18 protein-coding genes are annotated in these 20,021 nt (G+C 70.9%); 8 read left to right on the top strand and 10 right to left on the bottom strand.

Going from position 1 to position 20,021, the window contains the following annotated elements:
- Positions 1–33 precede the first annotated feature (33 nt).
- On the top strand, positions 34–807 hold the full coding sequence (locus ACQ860_RS18740; RefSeq protein ID WP_431304853.1) for a creatininase family protein: 774 nt from the start codon (positions 34–36) through the stop codon (positions 805–807).
- A 10-nt stretch (positions 808–817) separates the two neighbouring features.
- On the opposite strand, the gene ACQ860_RS18735 is transcribed toward ACQ860_RS18740, so the two are convergent.
- Entirely contained in the window at positions 818–3,304 is a 2,487-nt protein-coding gene (locus ACQ860_RS18735; RefSeq protein ID WP_431304852.1) for a response regulator, read from the bottom strand.
- A gap of 334 nt (positions 3,305–3,638) precedes the next feature.
- On the opposite strand from ACQ860_RS18735, the gene ACQ860_RS18730 reads away from it, so the two are divergent.
- Positions 3,639–4,325, top strand: a complete 687-nt coding sequence (locus ACQ860_RS18730) for a substrate-binding periplasmic protein (protein WP_431304851.1) — start codon at positions 3,639–3,641, stop codon at positions 4,323–4,325.
- Between the two features lies 1 nt (position 4,326).
- Here the strand turns inward: ACQ860_RS18730 and ACQ860_RS18725 are convergent, their stop codons facing one another.
- Complete coding sequence (locus ACQ860_RS18725) at positions 4,327–5,271, bottom strand: serine/threonine dehydratase (protein ID WP_431304850.1); 945 nt, start codon at positions 5,269–5,271, stop codon at positions 4,327–4,329.
- Between the two features lie 85 nt (positions 5,272–5,356).
- Between ACQ860_RS18725 and ACQ860_RS18720 the strand changes: the two genes are divergently transcribed.
- From ACQ860_RS18720 to ptsP, 5 genes are all read left to right on the top strand, one after another.
- Positions 5,357–5,803 (top strand): HPr kinase/phosphorylase, encoded by a 447-nt coding sequence (locus ACQ860_RS18720; RefSeq protein WP_431304849.1) that lies wholly within the window; start codon positions 5,357–5,359, stop codon positions 5,801–5,803.
- The gene (gene rapZ, locus ACQ860_RS18715; protein ID WP_431304848.1) at positions 5,800–6,741 is read left to right on the top strand and encodes an RNase adapter RapZ; all 942 of its coding nucleotides are present in this window, start codon (positions 5,800–5,802) and stop codon (positions 6,739–6,741) included. Before ACQ860_RS18720 ends, rapZ begins: the two co-directional genes overlap by 4 nt.
- Positions 6,738–7,184 carry a PTS sugar transporter subunit IIA gene (locus tag ACQ860_RS18710; RefSeq protein ID WP_431304847.1) on the top strand — a complete coding sequence of 149 codons (447 nt, stop codon included), beginning with the start codon at positions 6,738–6,740 and terminating at the stop codon, positions 7,182–7,184. Before rapZ ends, ACQ860_RS18710 begins: the two co-directional genes overlap by 4 nt.
- Before the next feature lie 98 nt (positions 7,185–7,282).
- Positions 7,283–7,552, top strand: coding sequence for an HPr family phosphocarrier protein (locus ACQ860_RS18705; RefSeq protein WP_431305781.1), 270 nt, complete (start codon positions 7,283–7,285; stop codon positions 7,550–7,552).
- A complete protein-coding gene (gene ptsP / locus ACQ860_RS18700; protein ID WP_431304846.1) occupies positions 7,542–9,395 on the top strand; it encodes a phosphoenolpyruvate--protein phosphotransferase in 1,854 nt (617 codons plus the stop codon). Before ACQ860_RS18705 ends, ptsP begins: the two co-directional genes overlap by 11 nt.
- Before the next feature lie 13 nt (positions 9,396–9,408).
- On the opposite strand, the gene ACQ860_RS18695 is transcribed toward ptsP, so the two are convergent.
- The 4 genes from ACQ860_RS18695 to ACQ860_RS18680 form a co-directional block, all read right to left on the bottom strand.
- Positions 9,409–10,155: an SDR family NAD(P)-dependent oxidoreductase gene (locus ACQ860_RS18695; RefSeq protein ID WP_431304845.1), complete on the bottom strand. Its 747-nt coding sequence runs from the start codon at positions 10,153–10,155 to the stop codon at positions 9,409–9,411.
- 78 nt (positions 10,156–10,233) lie between these two features.
- Complete coding sequence (locus ACQ860_RS18690; RefSeq protein ID WP_431304844.1) at positions 10,234–11,562, bottom strand: aldehyde dehydrogenase family protein; 1,329 nt, start codon at positions 11,560–11,562, stop codon at positions 10,234–10,236.
- Positions 11,559–12,773: a hydroxysqualene dehydroxylase gene (locus ACQ860_RS18685; RefSeq protein ID WP_431304843.1), complete on the bottom strand. Its 1,215-nt coding sequence runs from the start codon at positions 12,771–12,773 to the stop codon at positions 11,559–11,561. The genes ACQ860_RS18690 and ACQ860_RS18685 overlap by 4 nt, the downstream gene beginning before the upstream one ends.
- On the bottom strand, positions 12,770–14,395 hold the full coding sequence (locus ACQ860_RS18680) for a squalene/phytoene synthase family protein (protein ID WP_431304842.1): 1,626 nt from the start codon (positions 14,393–14,395) through the stop codon (positions 12,770–12,772). Before ACQ860_RS18680 ends, ACQ860_RS18685 begins: the two co-directional genes overlap by 4 nt.
- A gap of 138 nt (positions 14,396–14,533) precedes the next feature.
- Between ACQ860_RS18680 and ACQ860_RS18675 the strand changes: the two genes are divergently transcribed.
- A complete protein-coding gene (locus ACQ860_RS18675; protein WP_431304841.1) occupies positions 14,534–14,941 on the top strand; it encodes a hypothetical protein in 408 nt (135 codons plus the stop codon).
- A gap of 3 nt (positions 14,942–14,944) precedes the next feature.
- On the opposite strand, the gene ACQ860_RS18670 is transcribed toward ACQ860_RS18675, so the two are convergent.
- Genes ACQ860_RS18670 through crtI form a run of 4 tightly spaced genes read right to left on the bottom strand, consistent with a single transcriptional unit; the run spans position 14,945 to position 20,013 of the window.
- Positions 14,945–16,096, bottom strand: coding sequence for a glycosyltransferase (locus ACQ860_RS18670; RefSeq protein ID WP_431304840.1), 1,152 nt, complete (start codon positions 16,094–16,096; stop codon positions 14,945–14,947).
- On the bottom strand, positions 16,047–16,814 hold the full coding sequence (locus ACQ860_RS18665; RefSeq protein ID WP_431304839.1) for a lysophospholipid acyltransferase family protein: 768 nt from the start codon (positions 16,812–16,814) through the stop codon (positions 16,047–16,049). Before ACQ860_RS18665 ends, ACQ860_RS18670 begins: the two co-directional genes overlap by 50 nt.
- 56 nt (positions 16,815–16,870) lie before the next feature.
- Positions 16,871–18,451: a phytoene desaturase family protein gene (locus tag ACQ860_RS18660; protein WP_431304838.1), complete on the bottom strand. Its 1,581-nt coding sequence runs from the start codon at positions 18,449–18,451 to the stop codon at positions 16,871–16,873.
- A 2-nt stretch (positions 18,452–18,453) separates the two neighbouring features.
- On the bottom strand, positions 18,454–20,013 hold the full coding sequence (crtI, locus tag ACQ860_RS18655; RefSeq protein WP_431304837.1) for a phytoene desaturase family protein: 1,560 nt from the start codon (positions 20,011–20,013) through the stop codon (positions 18,454–18,456).
- Positions 20,014–20,021: the final 8 nt, after the last annotated feature.

Below are 20,021 nucleotides of genomic sequence, written 5' to 3'. Positions count from 1 at the left end.
GGGGAGAGGCTGCGGGAAAGCAGGGAGATCATCATGGACGTGCGTTGGGAGAGACTGACCGGCCCCGAACTCAAGGCGCTGGCCGCGCGCGGCGCCTTGCCCGTGCTGCCCATCGGCAGCCTGGAGCAGCACGGCCCGCACCTTCCCGTCTGGACCGACAGCTTCATCGCCCATGCGCTGAGCGTGGAGGCCGCGAAGCTGGCCACCGACATCCCGGCCATCGTCCTGCCGCCGCTCTGGACCGGCCTCTCCGAGCATCATCTGCCCTTCGGAGGCACCATCACGCTGGATCACGCGACGCTGCACGCCGTGCTGCGCTGCGTGGTGCGCAGCCTGCAGGCGCAGGGCTTCACGCGGCTGCTCATCGTCAACGGGCATGGCGGCAACATCGATCCGCTGAACGTCTCGGTGCGCGAGCTGGCGCATGAATTCGGGATGCCCGTCGTCACCACCACTTGGCCGAACGTGGCACCGGTCGAGATCGCGAAGGCGCTCACCACCCAGCCCGGCATCATGCATGCCTGCGAGGGCGAGACGGCGCTCTGGCTGGCGCTGGACCCCAGCCAGGTGCGACAGGACAAGATCGAGGAGGCGGCCGGCGGCAATGCCGGCGTACAGGCGCCGGCCGGATTCTCGCGCTTCTACAGCTTCGCCGAGCGGGCGCCCCGCACCGGGGTGAAGGGCGACCCGCGCGCCGCCACCGCCGAGAAGGGGCAGGCGATGATCACCGCCATCGCCACCAACCTCGCGCGCGCCATGCGGGACCCGGTGCTCTGGAGCAGGCCGGAGAAGGTCTGGGAGGCGTGAGGGCCGGTCGCTACCCCACCTTCTGCTTCAGCCGCTCCAGCAGCGCCGCGCGCTGCACCGGCTTGCCGAGGTAGTCGTCCATCCCCGCCGCGCGGCACTGCGCCTCGAAGACCGGGCCGACGGCGGCCGTCAGGCCGATGATGCGGGTGCGGCGATTGGGGCCGGGGGCCGCGCGGATCTGCCGCGTGGCCTCCAGCCCGTCCATCACCGGCATCTGCAGGTCCATCAGGATCACGTCATAAGGGCTGGCATGGGCCATCCGCACCGCCTCGCCGCCATCACCCGCCACATCCACATGGCAATGCGCCTTGCCGAGGATGGTCTTCATGACGAGCTGGTTGGTGGCATTGTCCTCCACCAGCAGCACGCGCTGCAGGGGGGCCTCCTCCGTGGCGGCGGGGGCGGGCTCCATCGCCGGGGGCGCATCCGCCTCGGCGCGGGGCGCCAGCGCCGCCAGCAGGCTGTCGCGCAGCCGGGCCGGCAGGGCGGGCTTGAGCAGCATGCCCTCGACCAGCCCCTCCTCCGGCTGGTCCTTGCCGAGCGAGGCGCCGGAGGAACAGAGCAGGATGGCCGGGCGCGGCAGGCCGGGCTCCGCGCGGATCTGCCGCGCCACGTCCAGGCCGCGCGCATGCTCCAGCTGCCCATCCAGCACCACGGCGCGGATCGAGCGGTCGCGCGCCGCGGCCTCGCGCAGCAGGGTCAGCGCCTCGGCCCCGTCGCGCGCCAGGACGGGCTCGGCCCCCATGCTGACGAGCTGGCGCGCCATGATGTCGCGGTTGAGCGCCAGGTCATCCACCACCATGACCTTCACGCCGGCGAGCGCCGTGGCCGGCGTGGCCTCGACGGGGCCGGGCGGCTGGCCGAGCTTGGCCGAGAAGGTGAAGCGGCTGCCCGCGCCGCGCGGCTTGGTCGGATCGCGCGGGCCGGCCTCGATGCCCCCGCCCATCTCCTCCGCCAGGCGCCGGCAGATGGCGAGGCCGAGGCCCGTGCCGCCATATTTCCGGCGGATCGAGGCATCGGCCTGGGTGAAGCGTTCAAAGAGGTGCGGCACCTGGGCGGGGTCGAGGCCGATGCCGGTGTCCAGCACCGCGCATTGCATCAGCCAGCCGCGGCGCTGGCCGAGCGGCTCCAGCGTCACGTCGAGCTGGATCCAGCCCTTGTCCGTGAATTTCACGGCATTGCCGACCAGGTTGAACAGCACCTGCCGCACGCGCCCCGGATCGCCCACCATGATGCGCGGCATGTCGCCCGGCAGCGCCACCAGGAGCTCCACCCCCTTGCTCGCCGCCTTGGGCGCGAAGAGCTCGACGATGGTGGCGAGTTCCTTCTCCAGCTCGAAGGGCACGCGCTCCAGCTCGACCGCGCCGGCCTCCAGCTTGGAGAAGTCGAGGATGTCGTTCAGCACCATCAGCAGGTGCTCGGCCGAGTTCTGGATGGTCTCGGCGTAGCGTCGCTGCAGGTCATCCAGGCGGGTGTCCAGCAACAGGCCGGTCATGCCGATGACGCCGTTCATCGGCGTGCGGATCTCATGGCTCATCGAGGCCAGGAAATCCTCCTTGGCGCGGGAGCCGGCGCGGGCCGCGGCCTCGCTCTCGGCCAGCTTGTCGCCCTGGGCGCGCAGGCGCTGCGCCTGGCGCACCATGAGGCCGAGCGCCATGAGGATGAAGGCGCCGGCGCCGGCGACACCGAGGCCCAGCAGCAGGCCGAGCGCGCGGTTGGCCGCCATCGCATCGGAGCGCGCGCGCACCACCTCGACCACGAAGAGGCCCTGGCGCGTGACGGCGAAGCTGGCCATCACGTTCTCGCCATCCTGGTCCACGCCGACGAAGCTGCCGCGCTCAAGGCGCGGCAGGAAGCTGCGGAAGGGCCAGGCGCCCGGATGGATCTGCCCGATCCCCGCCCGGCTGCCATCCGACCGCGCCAGCAGGGCGCCGTTGAAGGAGTGCAGCCGCACCGTGACGCCGAAGCCCTCGGCATATTGGCGCGCGATGCTGCTGAGGTATTCCGGGTTGATCAGGGCGATGACCGTGCCCTCGAACTCGCCGCGCGCATTGCGGACGGCGCGCACCAGCGGGATGGACCAGAGGCCGGTCTCGCTGATCGGCCGTGCATTGGGCGCGGCGATGAAGCGCCCCGCCTCGGGCGCGCCGAGGCGGACCGTCTGCCCGCTCAGCCGCAGCACGCGGAACCATTCGCGATCGCCCAGGCTCTGGCCGACCAGGCCCTCGACGGTGGAATGGATGATCAGGCCGTTGCCATCGGTCACCACCAGGGCACGCAATTGGGACACGTCCCGCAGCAGGCTGGTGCGCTGGCCGGGGATGGTGTCCAGCCCCTGCCCGCTGCGCTCGGCCTGGTCGAGCATGACGATGTCCACCGTCTGCATCGCCCGCGTCAACTGATCGGCAAGGGCTTCGGCGACAGATTGCGTCAGTCGTTCCGCCTCGATCACCGCCTCCTGCTGGCCGCGATACATGACGATGCCATAGACGGTCATGAGGCATAGGATGACGAGACCTGCGACAAGCGCGTAGAGTCGGCTGGGTCGGGGGGCGACAACGGAGGCATCCGACGCCTCGCCACCCGGGGAGCCGCCCGAAGAGGCGCCCGAAGAGCCGAAGGAGAGGCGAATGCTGTTGCGGAGTGCTTTCAGGCCCATGATCCTTGCGATTATTGCAGGATTATTCCCGCTTTGCGAGGCATGGTCCCAGACGGGGATACAAAGCCCATCCCAGGCCACGCCCCCCTCCGCGCCCGCCGCGGCCCCGCCCGCCGCCGCTTCCGCGCCGGCCCAGACCTCGCGCCTGGAGTTGATCCGGGCACGGGGCGAGTTGAAAGTTTGCATCTGGCCTGATTATTTCGCCATCTCTTTCCGAAATCCTCGCAACAGCGAGCTGGAAGGGATCGACATCGACCTCGCCCGGGCGCTCGCCGCGCGGCTCTCGGTGCGGCTCACCTTCGTCGAGACCAATTTCGCCGTCTTCATGGACCGCATCGAGGCGGGCGACTGCGACATCGCCATGATGGGCGTGGGCATCACGCCGGCGCGCGCCCAGCGCGTCGCCTTCAGCCGCCCCTACCTGGCCAGCCCCATGTATGCCGTGACCACGCGGAACAATGCCCGCATCCGCAACTGGTCCGACATCGACACGACCGGCACCGTGGTCGCCGTCGCGGCCGGGACCATCATGGAACCGCTGATGAGCCGCACGCTGCGCCGCGCCGAATTGCTGGTCGTGGTCCCGCCCCGCTCGCGCGAGGCGGAGATCCAGGCGGGCCGGGCGGATGTCTTCATGAGCGACTTCCCCTACACCCGCCGCATGCTGCTGATGCATGACTGGGCGCGCGTGATCGATCCGCCCGACCGCTTCGGCGAGACGCTCTACGCCTGGGCGCTGCCCATGCATGACGCGCCCTGGCTGGCCGAGGTCAACAGCTTCGTGGGTCAGGCGCGGGCCGATGGCACGCTGGCCCGCGCCGCCGCCCGGCACGGGCTGACACCCATCCTGATCCGATAAACTACGCCACCAGGCCCGGATCGGTGTTGGCGCCGCAGACCAGCACCCCGACCCGGGCGCCCGGCGGCGGCGTCCAGGCGCCGCTGAGGAGCGCGGCGAGCGCCGCAGCGCCGCCCGGCTCGGCCACCAGCCGGGCATTTTCCCACAAGGCCCGCTGCGCGGCGCGGATCGCGTCATCGGCGACCAGCACGGAGGCGAGGCGTCCCTGGGCCGCAAGGCCGGCCACGAGGGGAAACATCAGCCCACCCACCTGCCGCGCGCCCAGGCTGTCCGCCGCCAACCCACCGACCGGCGCGGGCACGGGCCGCCCCGCCGCCAGCGCCGCATGCAGGCCCGGGCAGCCCTCCGGCTCGACAGCGACGAGGCTCACCCCCGTCGCCGCGTGCCAGGCGGCGATGCCGCCCAGCAGCCCGCCGCCGCCCACCGCGATCAGCAGATGCGTGAGGTCCGGCGCCTGCTCCTGCCATTCCAGGGCCACCGTCCCCTGCCCGGCCAGGACCTCGGGCTGGTCATAGGCATGGACCATCAGGGCGCCCGTTTCGGCCGCTCGCGCCTCGCTCGCCTGGCGCGCCTCGTCATAGGTGGCGCCGCCCACCACGAGGCGGGCGCCGAAGCCGCGAATGCGGGCGCGCTTCGCCTCGGCCGCGATCTCGGGGACGTAGATCTCGGCCGGCACGCCGAGGCTCTGGGCGGCGGCCGCCACCGCCGCGCCGTGATTGCCGCCCGAGGCCGCGATGACGCCGGCCTTCGGCACGCCCAGCGCCCGCATCCGGTTGAAGGCGCCGCGCGGCTTGAAGCTGCCGGCCACCTGCAGCAGCTCGAGCTTCAGGCAGCCCCAGCCGGGCATCTCCAGCAGGGGCGTGCGGCGGATGTCGCCGGCGATGCGACCAGCGGCGGCGGCGATGGCGGGCTGGGTGATGGCGTCGGAATCAAGGGCTTGGGACATGCGCCGAGGTGGCCCGAGGACGCCCTTCCGCACAAGCCCCGATCCTGCCATAAACTGCCCGGGTGGAACCTTGTGGACGCCGGGAATGCTCCTGCACGGTAGCTGCGCGGCCCTGGCAGGCGAAGGCGTCCTCCTTCTCTCCCCCCCGGGCGGCGGCAAGTCGGACCTGCTGCTGCGCCTCCTCGGACAAGGCTGGATCCTGGTAGCGGATGACCAAGTGATGCTCGAGGCGGATCAAGGCCTGTTGCGCGCTTCCCCGCCCGCCCCACTGGCCGGGCGGATGGAGGTGTTCGGCCTTGGCCTGCTGGAGCGCCTGCCCTGGCAGGCCGCGCCGCTGCGCCTCGTCGCCCATCTGGCCCCGCAGGCCGAAGTGCCGCGCCTGCCCGAACCCGCCGCCTGGTCCGCGCTCGGCGTGGAACTCCCCGCGCTGCGCCTGAACGGCGCCGCCGCCGCCGCCCCCGACCTGCTGCGCCGCGCGCTCGATGTGCTTTCCGGCCGCCTCGGCATGACCGCTGGCGCCTTCGCCGCATGAGCGAGGAACCACGCCCCTTCGTCCTGGTCACGGGCCTCTCCGGCGCGGGCAAGGCCTCCATCCTGCGCGTGCTGGAGGATCTCGGCTTCGAGACGGTGGACAACCCGCCGCTCGCCATCCTCGACGCGCTGGTGCAGGAGGGCGCCGGCCCGATCGCCGCCGGCATCGACACCCGCACCCGCGGTTTCGATCCGGCCCGCGCGCTGGCCGCCATCGCGCGCCTGCGCCAGCGTCCCGACATCGCCGCCACCCTGGTCTACGCGACGGCCGAGGAGGAGGTGCTGCTGCGCCGCTACACCGAGACGCGGCGCCGCCACCCGCTCGCTCCCGGAGGCCCGCTCGGCAGCCGCGTACAGGACGGCATCGCGCGCGAGGCGGCGCTGCTCGCCCCCCTCCGCGAGGCGGCGGATCTCATCCTCGACACCTCCACCCTGCCGCTCCCCGAGCTGCGCCGCCTGATCGAGGCGCGCTTCAAGCCCGAGGGCGCGCCGGGGCTGAACATCAACATCAAGTCCTTCGGCTTCCCGAAAGGGCTGCCGCGCGAGGCCGACCTCGTCTTCGACATGCGCTTCCTCGCCAACCCGCATTACGATGCGCTGCTGCGGCCGATGACGGGCCGGGATGCGGCGGTGGCGGAATATGTGGCGGCCGATCCGGACTTCCCGGGTTTCTGGACGCGCCTTGTCGGCTTCATCGAGCCCCTGCTGCCGCGCTACGTGGCCGAGGGCAAGAAATACCTCACCATCGCCATCGGCTGCACGGGCGGGCGCCATCGTTCCGTCTTCGTGTCCGAAAAACTGGCAGCCCATCTCCGCCAGCAGGGCTGGCGTGTGGATGTCGCGCATCGGGAACTGGGTCAGCTGCCCGATATGGTGTTATCAACCCCCGTCCCCCCCGCATCGCCCCCCATGCCCATTTCCGCGAATACCGAAACATGATTGGTCTTGTGCTCGTCACCCATGGGCGGCTCGCGCTCGAATTGCGCCACGCCATGGAGCACGTGGTGGGGCCCCAGGCCGCCGTCGCCACGGTCTGCATCGGCCCGGAGGACGACATGGAGGGCCGCCGCGCGGATATCCGCGCCCGCATCGCCGATGTGGACCAGGGCGATGGCGTGATCGTGCTGACCGACATCGCGGGGGGCACACCCTCCAACCTCGCCTTCTCGCTGGCGGATCACAAGACGATCGAGGTGATCGCGGGGGTGAACCTGCCGCTGCTGGTCAAGCTGGCCAAGATCCGCGGCAGCGAGCCCCTGGCCGAGGCGGTGGACCATGCCGCCAAGGCGGGCCGAAAATACATCACGGCGGCGAGCGACCTCGCAAACGGTAAGGCCACGCCCCAAATGGCGGGCAAGAACGGGAATGGAAGCGCTCAATGAACGAGTGGCCCACGGAAGAGGGCGGCACGCCGCATCTGGCCTCCGCCGCCGAGAGCCCGGCCCCGCCGCTGGATTGCGGCTGCCCGGGCGGGGACGGCATGGTGCTCAAGCGCACCCTCAAGATCATCAACAGCCGCGGCCTGCATGCGCGCGCCGCGGCGAAGCTGGTCGCCGTGGCCGAGCGCTACTCCGCCTGCCTGAACGTGACGCGCGCCGGCCAGACCGTGCCCGCCTGCTCCATCATGGGGCTGATGATGCTGGGCGCCGGCCAGGGCAGCGAGGTGACGCTCGAGGCCGAGGGCTGGGACGCGCGCGAAGCGCTGGACGCGGTGGCCGGGCTGATCGAAGCCGGCTTCCATGAAGACTGAGGCGGGCAAGAGCGAAGCGGAGCCCCGGCCGGAGAAGCCGGAGGCCAAGCCCGCGCGCCGCGGCGCGAAGCCGGCCGAGCAGCGCCTCTCGGGCATTCCCGTCTCGCCCGGCATCGTCATCGGCACCATCTACGACACCACCGAAGCGCCCGCCGAGGCGCCGCGCCGCGAAATCACCGCCAATGCGGTGGAGCTGGAGCGCACCAAGCTCCAGGACGCCGCCGCCCTCTCCCGCAAGCAGGTCGGCAAGCTCAAGACCCGCCTCACCGTCCTGCCCGAGGAAGCGCAGGAGGAACTCGAGCCGCTGCTCGACGCCTATATCCTCATGCTCGGCAATTCGCGGCTGCTGCGCGGCGCGCGCAAGCGCATCGGCGAGGAGCTGCTCTCGGCCGAGACGGCCGTGCAGGACGAAGCGGAAGCCATCGCCCAGGCCATCCTCGCCGCCAAGGGCGATGACAAGGCCGGGCTGAACCGCCGCGCCGGCGAGGTGCGCGAGATCGCCCGCCGCCTCACGCGCAACCTGACCGCCACGCCCTTCCGCAGCCTGAAGGGCGTGCCAGCGGGCGCGATCGTGGTGGCGGATGAACTCACGCCGGCCGATGCCGCGCTGCTGGAGCCGGGCAAGATCGCCGCCGTCGCCACCGAAGAAGGCGGCGCGGATGGCCACACCGCCATCATGCTGCGCGCGCTGGGCATCCCGGCCGTTCTCGGCTGCCACGGGCTGACCGCGGCCGCCCGGCGTGGCGACATGGCGATGCTGGATGGCGGCGCGGGCATCGTCGCGCTCCATCCGGATGCCGCGACCCTCACCCGCGCCAAGGCCGGCCTCGCGGCCCAGGCGAAGGAGCGCGCGCGCCTCGGCAAGCTCAAGACCCTGCCGGCCGAGACGTTGGACGGCCAGGCGGTGGAGCTGCAGGCCAATCTGGAAATCCCGGCGGAACTCCCGCTCATCGCCGAGGCCGGCGCGCAGGGCATCGGCCTGCTGCGGACCGAGTTCCTCTTCATGAACCGCGACGACCTGCCCGACGAGGACGCGCAGGTGGAGGCCTATCGCGGCATCCTGGAGGCGATGGGCCAGGACCCCGTGACCATCCGCGTGCTCGACTGGGGCGGCGAGAAGGACATGGAAGCGCTCGCCGAGGGCGTGCCGGTGCCGACCGGGCCCAACCCGGCACTCGGCCTGCGCGGCCTGCGCCTGCTGCTGAAGCGCCCCGCTTTGCTGGAGGAGCAGTTCGCCGCCATCCTGCGCGTGGCGCATCTGGGCCAGGTGCGCATCCTGCTGCCCATGGTGACCGTGCCCTCCGAGGTCGCGCAGGCGCGCGAGATCTATGAGCGCGTGGCGCGCCGCCTGCGCCGCCGCGGCGAGGCCCTGCCCGAGAAGTTGCCGCCGCTGGGCGCCATGATCGAGACGCCCGGCGCCGCACTCGCCGCCGATGCCATCGCGCTGGAGGCGGATTTCTTCGCCATCGGCACCAATGACCTGACCATGTACACGCTGGCGGTGGACCGCGCCGAGATTGATGTGGCGCACCTCTATGATCCGCTGCACCCCGCCGTCCTGCGCCTCATGCAGTTCGCGACCGAGGCCGCGCTGCGCCTGCGCATGCCGGTCAGCGTCTGCGGCGAGATGGGCGGCAACCCCAAGCTGGTCCCGCTGCTGCTGGGGCTCGGCCTGCGCAGCCTCTCGATGAATGCGAGCTCCATCCCCCGCGTGAAGCAGGCGGTGCGGTCGCTCGACATTGACGACTGCGCCCGCTTCGCCCGCCGCGTGATGGAGCAGAGCGACCCGAAGCGGATCGCGGAGCTGGTCGAGGAATTCGCGGCGCGGACGAGCGAGAAGTAAGCGCCGCGCCGGCTCAGATCAGCCCGCCATTCACGTGCCAGACCTGGCCCGTGACATAACCGGCCTCGACCGAGGCCAGGAAATTCACCGCCGCCGCCACGTCATCCGGCGTGCCGAGGCGCCCGAGCGGCACGCTGCGCTTCACCATCTCCCATTGCGCGGGCGAATAGGCGGCGTGCGCGCCGGGGTCCTTCTGGGTGAAGCCGGGCGCCACCACATTCACCGTGACACCGCGCGGCGCGTATTCGATGGCGAGGCCGCGCGCCAATGCCTCCACCGCCGCCTTCGCCGCGGACGTCGCGGGGAAGACCGTCACGTCGTTGCGAAACGTGTGCGCGACGAAGGAGGAGATGGCGATCAGGCGAGGATCGCGGCCTTCCGCCAGCACCGGGAGCGCGGCGCGCGCGAGCCGGATGAAGGCCCAGAGCACCGTGTCCAGCGTGCGCGCGATCTGCGCGTCATCGGTTTGCAGCAGTGGCGTCTTGTCGGCGAAGCCGGCATTGGCGACGACGACGTCGAGCCGGCCGAAGCGTTCGCGCGCGGCCTCCACCAGCGCGGCGGGCGTGGCCGGGTCGGCGATGTCACCCAGCACGATATGGGCGAGGCCACCCTTGGCGCGCACGGCCTCCGCGGTGCGTTCCGCGCCCTCCGCATTCTTGCGCGTGTGCACGAGGATGGCGGTGCCCGGACCCGCCATTCGCCGGCAGCAAGCGGCCCCGATTCCCGTCGCCGCCCCAGTGACAAGAACAACCCGATCCATCTCTTCTCACTCCTGGGGTCCGGGGAAGTGATCCGCCCCTTTGGCGGCCCCGGCGGGTGCAGGGCGCAGCCCCGCGATCTATCGGATTCCGACCAGCTGCCGGATGAGCTTTTTTGCAAACCCAGTCTGCGGCCGATCGAAGAGCCGCGCTAGCGCCCAGCCGCCGTTGCGCATGCGCGCGCGGGGGTTGCTGAATTCGCGGAACCCGGCCTCGCCATTGCGCCGCCCGAAGCCCGAGGCGCCGACGCCGCCGAAGCCCAAGCCCGGCAGGGCCGCGTATTCCACCGCGCGGCCGGTCACCAGCGCGCCGGACTTGGTCTGGGCGGCGACCTGCGCTTCCTCGCTCGCATTGGCGCCGAAGAGGTAGATGGCGAGCGGATGCGGCCGCGCCCGCACCCAGGCCAGCGCATCCTCCAGCGAGGCGCTTTCCTCCATGGCGAGGATGGGCCCGAAGATTTCCTCCTCCGCCAGCTGCCCGGTGGCGAGTGCCAGGCCCACCGAATGCGGCCCCGGCCCCATCCAGGCGATGGTGGCCCCCTCGCTGATGCGATCGAGCCGCGCCTGTTGGCGGGCGTTGATCACGGCGGTGCCGGTCTCGGTCACGCCGCTCTCCCGTGCCGCACGCGCGAAATCGGCCGCGCTGTGGCCGATGAGGAGCACGGTGTCGGGCGCGATGCAGGTCTGGCCCGCATTCACCGCCTTGGCGACGAGGATGTGCCGCGCGGCGCGCTTGAGGTCCGCGCCGGGCAGCACCAGCGCGGGGCATTTGCCGCCGAGTTCCAGCGTGAGCGGCGTCAGGTTCGGCGCGGCGGCGGCCATCACCTTGCGGCCGATCTCGGTGCCGCCGGTGAAGACCAGATGATCCCAGGGCTGCCCCGCGAAATCCTGCGCCACTTCCGGCCCGCCCTGCACGACCAGCGCGACGCGCGGCCCCCAGGCCTCGGCCAGGATGGTTTCGATCAGCGCCGCCACGCGCGGCGCGGCCTCGGAGGGCTTGATCACCACGCGGTTGCCGGCGGCGATGGCATCCAGCGCCGGCATCAGCGCCAATTGCACCGGATAGTTCCAGGGCGCCATGATGCCGATGACGCCCTTGGGCACCTGCTCCACCCAGGCGCGGGCGGGGAAGAAGGGCATGGGCACGGCGGCGCGGCGGGGCCTGGCCCAGCCGCGCAGCTTGCGGCGGGAATAGCTGCAAGCATCGGCGATGAGCAGCACATCGGCCAGCAGCGTGTCCTCGGCGCTGCGCGCGCCGTAATCGGCGGCCGCGGCCTCGGCGATGGCGGCCGCGTGCTTCAGCACCACGCGGCGCAGTTCGGCCAGCAGGGCGCGGCGCGTATCGAGGCTGGGCGCGCCCTCTCCCGCTTCGACGGCACGCAGGGCGGTCAGCGCATCGGCCGGCGTCATCGCAGGATCTCCCGCGCGGCGGCCTGACCCGAGCAGATGGCGGCCTCTATGGTCGCGGGCAGATCGGGCCAGGTCCAGTCTCCGGCGAGCGCCAGGTTTGCGAGCGGCCGGCGCGGCGGCGCCGGGATGGGGCCGGGGCGCTGGCGCGGCGTGGCGCGGCGTTCCTTGATGACGCGGCAGGGCGGTGGTGCCACCGGCCAGTCGCCCGGCACATGAAAAGCGCGCACGGCGGCGAGGATCTCGGCCCAGGCGCGCGGCGCCAGTTCCTCCACATCCTGCTCGGCCTCGGCATCGCCGGCGCTGACGGTGACAGCCACGCCGCCGGGGCGGATCAGCACCCATTGGCAGAGCGCGCCAAGCAGGCCGAGGAAGCGCACTTCGCCACCGGGCTGGAAGGCGAAATGCAGGTTCACGATGGGCGCGAAGCTGTCGGGCGCGGGCAGGCCGGGCAGCATGCGCGTCGCCTCCCAGGGCGGCAGGGCGAGGATCACGCGGTCCGTTTCGCCCAGCATCACGTCCTGGTCCTGGAAGGTGAGGCTGGTGGCGCGGCCCTCCTTCACCTGGATCGCGCGCAGCCGGCTGCCGGGGCGGTATTCCGCGCCGGCCGTGGCGAGCACGGCGAGCGCGGGGTCCACCAGATCCGGCCCCAGGCCACGGCTCGCCACGAAAAGGCGTGCGGCCCCCGGTGCGCCCAGCTTGCGCAGCACCTGGCCCAGGCGGCGCGTCGAGGCCTCGGCCGAGGGCGTGTTGAGGGCAGCGATGACCAGCGGGTCCACGAAGCCGCGCAGGAAGGCGGGATGCGCCGCCATGGCCTCCGCGATGGTGCGGTCCTTCAGCGGCAGCGCCATCGCCATCAGCGCCAGCACGCCGCCCCAGGAGACGCCGGCCGGCCGCCGCGCGCCATTCCACCACCCCGCGGGCGAGAGGGCCACGAGCCGCGAGGAGCCATCGGCGCAATCATGCACCGGCAGGCCGCCCGGCTGGGGCTGCACCCAGTATTGCCGCGCGCCGATGGCATCGAGGAAGCCGAGGGCCGCCATGTTGCAGCCGATCAGCGCATGCGTGCCGTTATCCGTGCCATCCGGCAGCGCGCGCGCGCGGCCACCCGCGCCGGGCGTGGCTTCGTGCAGCGTGACGGCATGGCCCTCGGTGGCCAGCGCATGCGCGGCGGCGAGGCCGGCCATGCCGGCGCCGATCACATGGATGGTCATCGGCCGGTCACCGCGAAGACGGCCATGCGGAATTTCTCGGCGCGCGTCATCCGCGCCCGTGGGCGCGCGCCGGACCAGCCACGCCGCAGCATGTGATCGAGGATGCGGCGATAGCCCCACATCATCACGCGCGCGGGGCGCAGCGCCTCGATGTCATAGCGCGGCAACTCCGCCTCGGCACGGAAGAAGCCCGCCACGGCGCGGCCCGCGAGTTCCTTGCAGATGGCGGGAAAGGCCGGATGCGTGACGATGGAGCGCGCCGGGCCATCGGGGATGCCCGCCTTCTCCAGCACGGAGAGCGGGATGTAGACGCGATCGCGCGTCGCATCCTCATCCACGTCCCGCAGGATGTTCGTCAACTGGAAGGTGTGGCCGAGCGCCAGCCCCCAGGCCTCGGCGCGCGGCTCGCCGAAGATGCGGACGGACATCGCCCCCACGCTGCCGGCCACGCGGCGGCAATAGAGATCGAGCGCCGCTTCGTCCGGCAGGCGGAGATGGTCGGAGGCGTCGGTCTCCATGCCCGCCACCATCGCCTCGCATTCTTCGAGCGGGATCTCGAAGGCCTCGCGCGCCAGCAGCAGCTCGCGGGAAAGGGCGCAATCGGGCGTGGTCATCTTCGTGCGCCAGATTCCCAACAGGCGGCGCTTCTCGCCCTCCGGCATGGCGCCATCGGCGATGTCGTCCACCACGCGACAGAAGCCATAGACGGCCCAGAGCGCGCGGCGGCGCTCGCCCTTCAGCGTCGCCATGCCGCGCGCGAAGGAGGAGCCGGCGCGGCTGACGCGATCGGCGACCAGCACCGGATCATGCGGGCCGAGCAGGGGGGCCGCCAGCAGTTCCGCCGCGAAATCGAGCTTGCCGAGCGCGACGCGCCCCAGCACCGGATCGGCCGCGCGCAGCTTGGCGAGCAGCCGCCGCGCAAGCCCGATGGTCATGGCCGACTGGATGGCGAGCCGCCGCGCGGTGCAGAGCCGCGGCAGCGCGCTCGCGCGGTCCAGCAGATCCTCCACGCGGTCGAGCGCGGCATCGAGGATCTCGCGCCGCTTCGGGTTGCCGGGTTCGAAGAAGGCGGCCTCGCCGCCCGCCAGGGACAGCCAGGATTGCGGGAGATAGACGCGGTCCAGCTTCTCGCGGTCCGGCACCAGGTCCTGCAGGTGGTTCAGAATCTGCAGCGCGGTGCAGAGGCCGTCGGCGGCCTGCTTCGCGGCCTCGGCCGTCGTGCCGTGCAGGCGCAGCAGCATGCGGCCCACCGGGTCCGCGCTGCGGCGGCAGTAATCCTCGAGGTCCGGCCATTCGGCATAGCGCGCCTGCTCGGAATCCTGCCGGAAGGCCGAAAGCATGAGGCGCGCTTCCTCGACGCCCACGCCTTCCGCCTGCATCCGCGCGCCCTCCGCGATGGGCGTGCCCGGATCGTCCAGCGAGGCCTCCATGGCATCGAGGCGCGCCAGCTTCTCGGCCGGGCTCAGGCTCTCGCTGTCGGCGATGTCGTCGGCCATGCGGACGAAGCGGTAGAAGGCCATGACCTTCGCCCGCACCGGCTTCGCCAGGATCAGCGAGGCGGTCGGGAAGTTCTCCGTGTCATGGGTGCGGTTGGGCGCACCGGGCGCGGTCACATCATTCATGGAGCCTTTGTGGCTTGTGTCGCGCGCGCTTTCCAGCCCGGGCATGACGATTGGCGCCGCCGATCCGCGCGAGAGGTGCCATTGCGTTGTCACCCCGCCCGGGTTTCGGCGACGTTCGGCGCAGCACGGAGACCCACAATGAGACCGCTGATCCTCGCTGCCGTCGCCAGCACGCTGGCGCTGCCCGCCACCGCCCAGGGGTTCTTCACCTGGCCCTCCAACCGCATCACCGTCACGCAGCGGGCGGGGAATGCCTGCCAGCCTTCCATCCTCTCGGTCTCGGGCGCACCGGGCGCGCGCTACCTCCAGATCCAGGTCAATGCGCCGGTGGATGGCAGCTTCACCGCGACGCTGGAGGTGAACTGGCGCCAGGGCAATGAGGTGCTGAGCTATCGCGGCGGGCAGAACCTGCCGCGCGGCACCGGCAGCATGAGCGTCTCCGGCCCCGCACTGCCGGCCAACCTCGCGGGCAGCACGATCGAGGTGTCGGTGGTGTATTGCGCCGTCTATCCGCGCGGCGCCCCGCCCCCGGGCGGGATCATGTAGGGCTCAGCCCTCGGCCTTGGCCGCCGCATAGGCCCGGCCCTTCCAACCCGCCTTGAGCCCGAGGGCCGAGCGCACCAGCGCCGTCCACTGGATGGCGAGCGCCACCAGCACGGTGAAGGGGTGCAGCGGCACGGTCCACCAGGGCTCGCCCGTGCGCCAGGTGACGGCGGCGCGCAGCGCGAACATCAGGCAGATGGTCAGCGCTGCCTCGATGTCGGGCAGCAGGGCCCAGGGCCAGAGATGCGCGCCCGCCAGCAGCACGGTCCAGATCGGCAGGCCGACCGGCGTGGCCATCCCCTCGCGCGCATTCTTGATGAAGCCGCCCCAGGCATGGCCGAAATTGTCATACATGCGGCAGGTGGCGAGCGGCGCGCCGTCCACGATCTCCGTGTCATGCCCCAGGTCGCGGAAGCGACGGGCCAGCGCGATGCCATCATGCAGCACGCCCTTGATCGCGGTGTGCCCGCCGATCGCCTCATAGGCCCGGCGCTCGACAAGGATGAGCTGGCCGCAGGCGGCGGCAAGGCTCGCCTTGCGCTGCACGGCGCGCCCGCCGAAGGGCAGGTAGCAGATCAGCAGGAAGTTGATGAAGGGAACGGTCAGCCCTTCGCCCAGGCTTCGGATGATCTGGCGCGGCACGCCGCTGACCATCGCGATGGACTTGCTGGCGCTGTGCGCGGCCATGGCGGCGGCCGCATGCGGCGCGAGGCGCACATCGGCGTCGATGAACAGCAGATGCGTGCCCGTCGCGGCCTCGGCGAGGCGCGCGCAAGCATGGACCTTGCCGGTCCAGCCCGGCGGCAGGCTCGGCGCCTGCACCAGGCGCACCCGCGCATCCCGCGCGGCATAGCTCTGCACGATGGCGGCCGTCGCGTCCGTGCTGCCGTCATCCATCACCACCACCTCGACCTCGCAGCCGGTGGAGGCCAGCGCCGCATCGAGGCAGGCGGCGATGTTGGCCGCCTCGTTGCGGGCGGGAATCAGGATGGAGACGCAGGTGCCGGCAGGGGGCGTGCCGCGCAGGCGCGGCATGCGGCGAAGGTTGATGATGCCGAAGATGATCGGCATGAGCGCAAGGGCCAGGGCGATATGGGCGAATTCCATCCTAGTCCCGCTGCTCCGGTCGCCGCCCACGCGTGTCGTGGCGCGGGTCATGCCGCTCTCCGCGCATGACCGATCTGATATACTGCCATGCGCCGTAGATTCCACCCATGCCGGCGCGACCATCGAGGACGATCCGGAAGCGTTCCGGATCCCGGCTGATCGCATCCTGCGCCAGGCGGTCCATGGTTTCGGTCATGGCGGCACGGATCGTCTCGGTCCGTGTGTCCCGGTCCTCCGCCAGCAGCGCGCGGGCGTCGAGCGGCGGTCCGAAGGCCATCAGCGCCTCGCCACGCTTTTCCGTCCAATGCACATATTCGAAGGCGAGCGGCACCAGCACCGCATCGGGCGCGATCTCGGGCAGGCGCGTCACCCCCGGGGCCAGCGGCACGGGCCGCTCCCGCACATCGGCGAAGCGGCCGGGCGCGTTCATCCAGAGCATGTGGCGCGGGTCCTCCAGCGCCTGCTTCGCCGTCTGGAGGAAGCGAACCGCGCCGCGCGCCGAATTCTGCTCGACGCCAAAGACGCCGAGCCGCTTCATGAAGGGGTATTTCTCCAGCGCCGCGGCGTCCATCGGCGTGAAGCCGGGGCGCTCCAGGAAGAAGCGGCGCATGAGCAGCATGAACATCACGCCGTCCCACCAGCCGGGGTGGTTGGCCAGCATGATCGCGGGCCGCCCCTCGGGCAGCGCGGGCTCACCCCAATGGGCGACGCGCAGCGCCGAGAAATGCCCCGCGAAGGTGCGGCTGAAGGCGATGTTGAAGAACGCCATCATCCGCTCGGAACGGAGCGCGACAGGGGAAGGCGGCGTCTCCGTCGCCATCGGCGTCAGGCGCCGATGAGTTCGGACTCGCGCCGCCCGGCCAGCTCCGCCTCGGGGCTCATGCCGCGGCCGCCCAGATCCTGATCGAGGCTGTCGGCCGCGATCCAGCCGGACATCATCACCATCGGCATGCCCGGGCCGGGATGCGCGGCACCACCGGCGAGGTAGAGGCCCTTCACCTGGCGCGAGCGGTTGCCCGGCTTGAAGGCGCCGAGGAAGGAACCGTGCGAGGCGAGGCCATAGATGGCGCCCTCCAGCACGCGGTAGCGGTTGTGGATGTCCACCGGCGTGAGGCGCTGCTCGACGACGATGTTCTCCTCGATGTCGTCGAGGCCCGCGGTGCGCTTCAGCTTGTCCAGGATCTTCTGGCGATAGCCGGGGAAAATCTGGTTCCAGTCGTGATGCGGGCGGAGGTGCGGCGTGTGCACCAGGGCATAGAGCGCCTCGCCGCCCGGGGGCGCGCTGGTCGGGTCGGTCTCGGCGGTGGCGGCGAGATAGACTGTCGGGTCCGGCGCGGGCTCGCCCTTCTTGTAGATCGCGTCGAACTCCTCCTCCGCATCGCGGGAGAAGACGAAGCAGTGATGGGCGAGGTGCGGGTAGCGCTTCTTCAGGCCCATATAGAGCACGACGCCGGAGCAGGCGGGCTCGAAGCCCTTCTTCTCATAGGTCTCGCCCGCCGCACCACCGACCAGCTCCTTGTAGGTGCGGATCGCGTCCATGTTGGAGATCACCGCGTCGCAGGCGATGCGCTCGCCGGTCGCGAGCTTCACGGCGACGACCTTGCCGTTCTCGATGTCGAAGCCGGTCACGTCGCTGCTGGGGCGCAGATCGGCGCCAAGCTCGCCCGCCAGCTTGGCCAGGCCCTCGGCCACGGCGCGCGTGCCGCCCACCGGATACCACACGCCCTCGCTCGCCTGCATGTCGCCGATGGAGGCGAGCACGGCCGGCGCGAGATAGGGGTTGGAGCCGACATACTGGCAGTAATGGTCCAGCATCTGCGCCAGGCGCTCATCCGGCACATTGCCGCGGATGACCTTGGCGACGGTCTGGCCCATGCGCAGGCTCAGCACATCCTTCAGCGTGTTGGGGTTGAGGTTGGCGCGCATGTTCAGCGTGTCGCCGATGCCCTCGACCGACTTCCAGAAGAAGAATTTTTCCGAGACGCCGTGCAGGTGCTTGGCCAGGCGCTGGAACTTGCGATAGCCCTCACCGAGGCCCTTGCCCGGCGCGAATTCCTCCATGGCCTTCGCCATCACGTCCACATCGGCCATCAGGTCGATGCGGCTGCCATCCTCGAAGAAGCAGCGCCACTGCGGATCCAGGCGGATCAGCGGCAGTTCCTTCGCCTGGTCGCGCCCCGCCTCGGCATAGATGCGGCGCAGGACGCGCGGCACGGTGAGGATGGTGGGGCCCATGTCGAAGCGGAATTTCCCGCTGCCATCGGGCGCGTCCAGGAACAGCTGGGCCGCCTTGCCGCCGAGCCAGTGGTTCTTGTCCAGCAGCGTGACCTTGTGGCCGCGCGCGGCCGCGGTGCAGGCGGCGGCAAGGCCGCCGAGGCCGGCGCCGACAACAACGACATGGGACATGTTCAAGCCTCCGTGGCGGGCGCGAGGGCGGGTTCGGCCGTCAGCGCCAAGTCTTGCTGGATGAGGCGCGAGGTGATGCGCGCGCCCTCATAGATCACCGGCAGACCGGAGCCCGGATGCGTGCCGCCGCCCACGAGGTAGAAGCCCTGCGTGTCGTTGAAGCGGTTGCGTGGCCGGAAGCTCAGCATCTGCATCAGGTCATGGCTGAGATTGAAGGTGGCGCCGAAACCCACCGAGAACTCATCCTGCCAATCCTGCGGTGAGACCATGCGCTCGTAGCGGATGCGGGATTCGAGGTCGGTGAGGCCCAGCACCTTCAGCCGCTGGATCGCGATGTCACGGTAGCGCGGCCCTTCCACGCTCCAATCCGCACCGTGGCGCAGATTGGGCACGGGCACCAGCACATAGAGCGCGGCATGGCCGGGAGGGGCGAGGCTCGGATCCGTCACGCAGGGGTTCTGGATGTAGAGGCTCGGCACATCCGGCAGCTCGCCATTCTCGATCTGGTGGATGTTGCGCTGATATTCCTCGGCCAGCAGCACATTGTGGTGCGACAGCTCGGGATAGGTGCCCTCGACGCCGAGATAGAGCATGAAGGTCGAGCAGGAATAGCGCGACTTCTCGATCTTCTGGTCGGACCAGGCCTTGCGGATGGCATTGGGCACAAGCTTCGGCACCGCATGCGCGAAATCGCCATTGAGCACCACCGCGTCGGCCGCGATGTGCTGCCCGCCCACCTCGACGCCCACGGCGCGGCGGCCGGCGAAGGTCACCTGATCCACCGGCGTGTCCAGGCGGATTTCCACGCCCAGGCGTTCGGCCACGCGGGCCATGGCATTGCTCACCGCGCCGCAGCCGCCCACCGGGTGGTACACGCCGTATTCGTATTCGAGGAAGCTCAGGATCGTGAAGAGCGAGGGGCACTTGAAGGGCGACATGCCCAGGTATTTGGTCTGGAAGCTGAAGGCGAGCCGCGTGCGCGGATCCTTGAAGTAGCGCTTCAGATCCTGGTCCACCTGCTTGTGCGGGCGCAGCTGCGGCAGGCTCTTCAGGATATCCGGGCTCACCATGTCGGTGTTCGAGAGGAAGGGCCGCTCCAGGAAGGGACGGAACACCGCCAGCTTCTCGCGGTTCTCTTCCATGAAACGGCGGATGCCAGGCACATCGCCCGGGGCGAAGCTGCCGATATTGCGCTCCATCTGCGCCAGGTCGCCCGTCGCATCGATGCTGATGTTCGGCTTGCCCTCGAAGATCAGGCGGTATTGCGGGTCGAGGCGGATCATCTCCACCTCCTCCTGCAGCTTGGCGCCGCAGGCCGCGAAGATCTCCTCCAGGATGCGGGGGTAGAGGAAGAAGGTCGGCCCCAGGTCGAACTTGTAGCTCTCGGGCGAGGTCAGGGTGCGGGTGCGGCCACCCACCACGCCGTCCTTCTCGAAGAGGGTCACGCGCGCGCCGGAGGCGGCCAGTTGCATCGCCACGGCCAGGCCCCCGGGGCCGGCGCCGATGACAGCGACATGCGGGCGCGGGCGGCGGACCGAAGGGGAGGAGAGAGGTGCGTTCATGCCTGATG

The sequence above is a fragment of the Sediminicoccus sp. BL-A-41-H5 genome (genome assembly GCF_050632405.1).
Classification (GTDB): Bacteria; Pseudomonadota; Alphaproteobacteria; order Acetobacterales; family Acetobacteraceae; genus Roseococcus.
The sequence above is the reverse complement of the archived record's forward strand: the minus strand, read 5'-3'. Positions and strand labels throughout refer to the sequence as shown.

What these genes read in the sequence shown, in the direction of transcription:
- ACQ860_RS18720 (WP_431304849.1), top strand. Translation starts at nt 5,357, where the DNA reads ATGCTCCTGCACGGTAGCTGCGCGGCCCTGGCAGGCGAAGGCGTCCTC.
- crtI (WP_431304837.1), bottom strand. Translation starts at nt 20,013, where the DNA reads ATGAACGCACCTCTCTCCTCCCCTTCGGTCCGCCGCCCGCGCCCGCAT.
- ACQ860_RS18675 (WP_431304841.1), top strand. Translation starts at nt 14,534, where the DNA reads ATGAGACCGCTGATCCTCGCTGCCGTCGCCAGCACGCTGGCGCTGCCC.
- ACQ860_RS18725 (WP_431304850.1), bottom strand. Translation starts at nt 5,271, where the DNA reads ATGTCCCAAGCCCTTGATTCCGACGCCATCACCCAGCCCGCCATCGCC.
- ACQ860_RS18740 (WP_431304853.1), top strand. Translation starts at nt 34, where the DNA reads ATGGACGTGCGTTGGGAGAGACTGACCGGCCCCGAACTCAAGGCGCTG.
- ACQ860_RS18735 (WP_431304852.1), bottom strand. Translation starts at nt 3,304, where the DNA reads ATGACCGTCTATGGCATCGTCATGTATCGCGGCCAGCAGGAGGCGGTG.
- rapZ (WP_431304848.1), top strand. Translation starts at nt 5,800, where the DNA reads ATGAGCGAGGAACCACGCCCCTTCGTCCTGGTCACGGGCCTCTCCGGC.
- ACQ860_RS18665 (WP_431304839.1), bottom strand. Translation starts at nt 16,814, where the DNA reads ATGGCGTTCTTCAACATCGCCTTCAGCCGCACCTTCGCGGGGCATTTC.
- ACQ860_RS18705 (WP_431305781.1), top strand. Translation starts at nt 7,283, where the DNA reads ATGGTGCTCAAGCGCACCCTCAAGATCATCAACAGCCGCGGCCTGCAT.
- ACQ860_RS18660 (WP_431304838.1), bottom strand. Translation starts at nt 18,451, where the DNA reads ATGTCCCATGTCGTTGTTGTCGGCGCCGGCCTCGGCGGCCTTGCCGCC.
- ACQ860_RS18685 (WP_431304843.1), bottom strand. Translation starts at nt 12,773, where the DNA reads ATGACCATCCATGTGATCGGCGCCGGCATGGCCGGCCTCGCCGCCGCG.
- ACQ860_RS18670 (WP_431304840.1), bottom strand. Translation starts at nt 16,096, where the DNA reads ATGACCCGCGCCACGACACGCGTGGGCGGCGACCGGAGCAGCGGGACT.
- ACQ860_RS18680 (WP_431304842.1), bottom strand. Translation starts at nt 14,395, where the DNA reads ATGAATGATGTGACCGCGCCCGGTGCGCCCAACCGCACCCATGACACG.
- ACQ860_RS18710 (WP_431304847.1), top strand. Translation starts at nt 6,738, where the DNA reads ATGATTGGTCTTGTGCTCGTCACCCATGGGCGGCTCGCGCTCGAATTG.
- ACQ860_RS18690 (WP_431304844.1), bottom strand. Translation starts at nt 11,562, where the DNA reads ATGACGCCGGCCGATGCGCTGACCGCCCTGCGTGCCGTCGAAGCGGGA.
- ACQ860_RS18695 (WP_431304845.1), bottom strand. Translation starts at nt 10,155, where the DNA reads ATGGATCGGGTTGTTCTTGTCACTGGGGCGGCGACGGGAATCGGGGCC.
- ptsP (WP_431304846.1), top strand. Translation starts at nt 7,542, where the DNA reads ATGAAGACTGAGGCGGGCAAGAGCGAAGCGGAGCCCCGGCCGGAGAAG.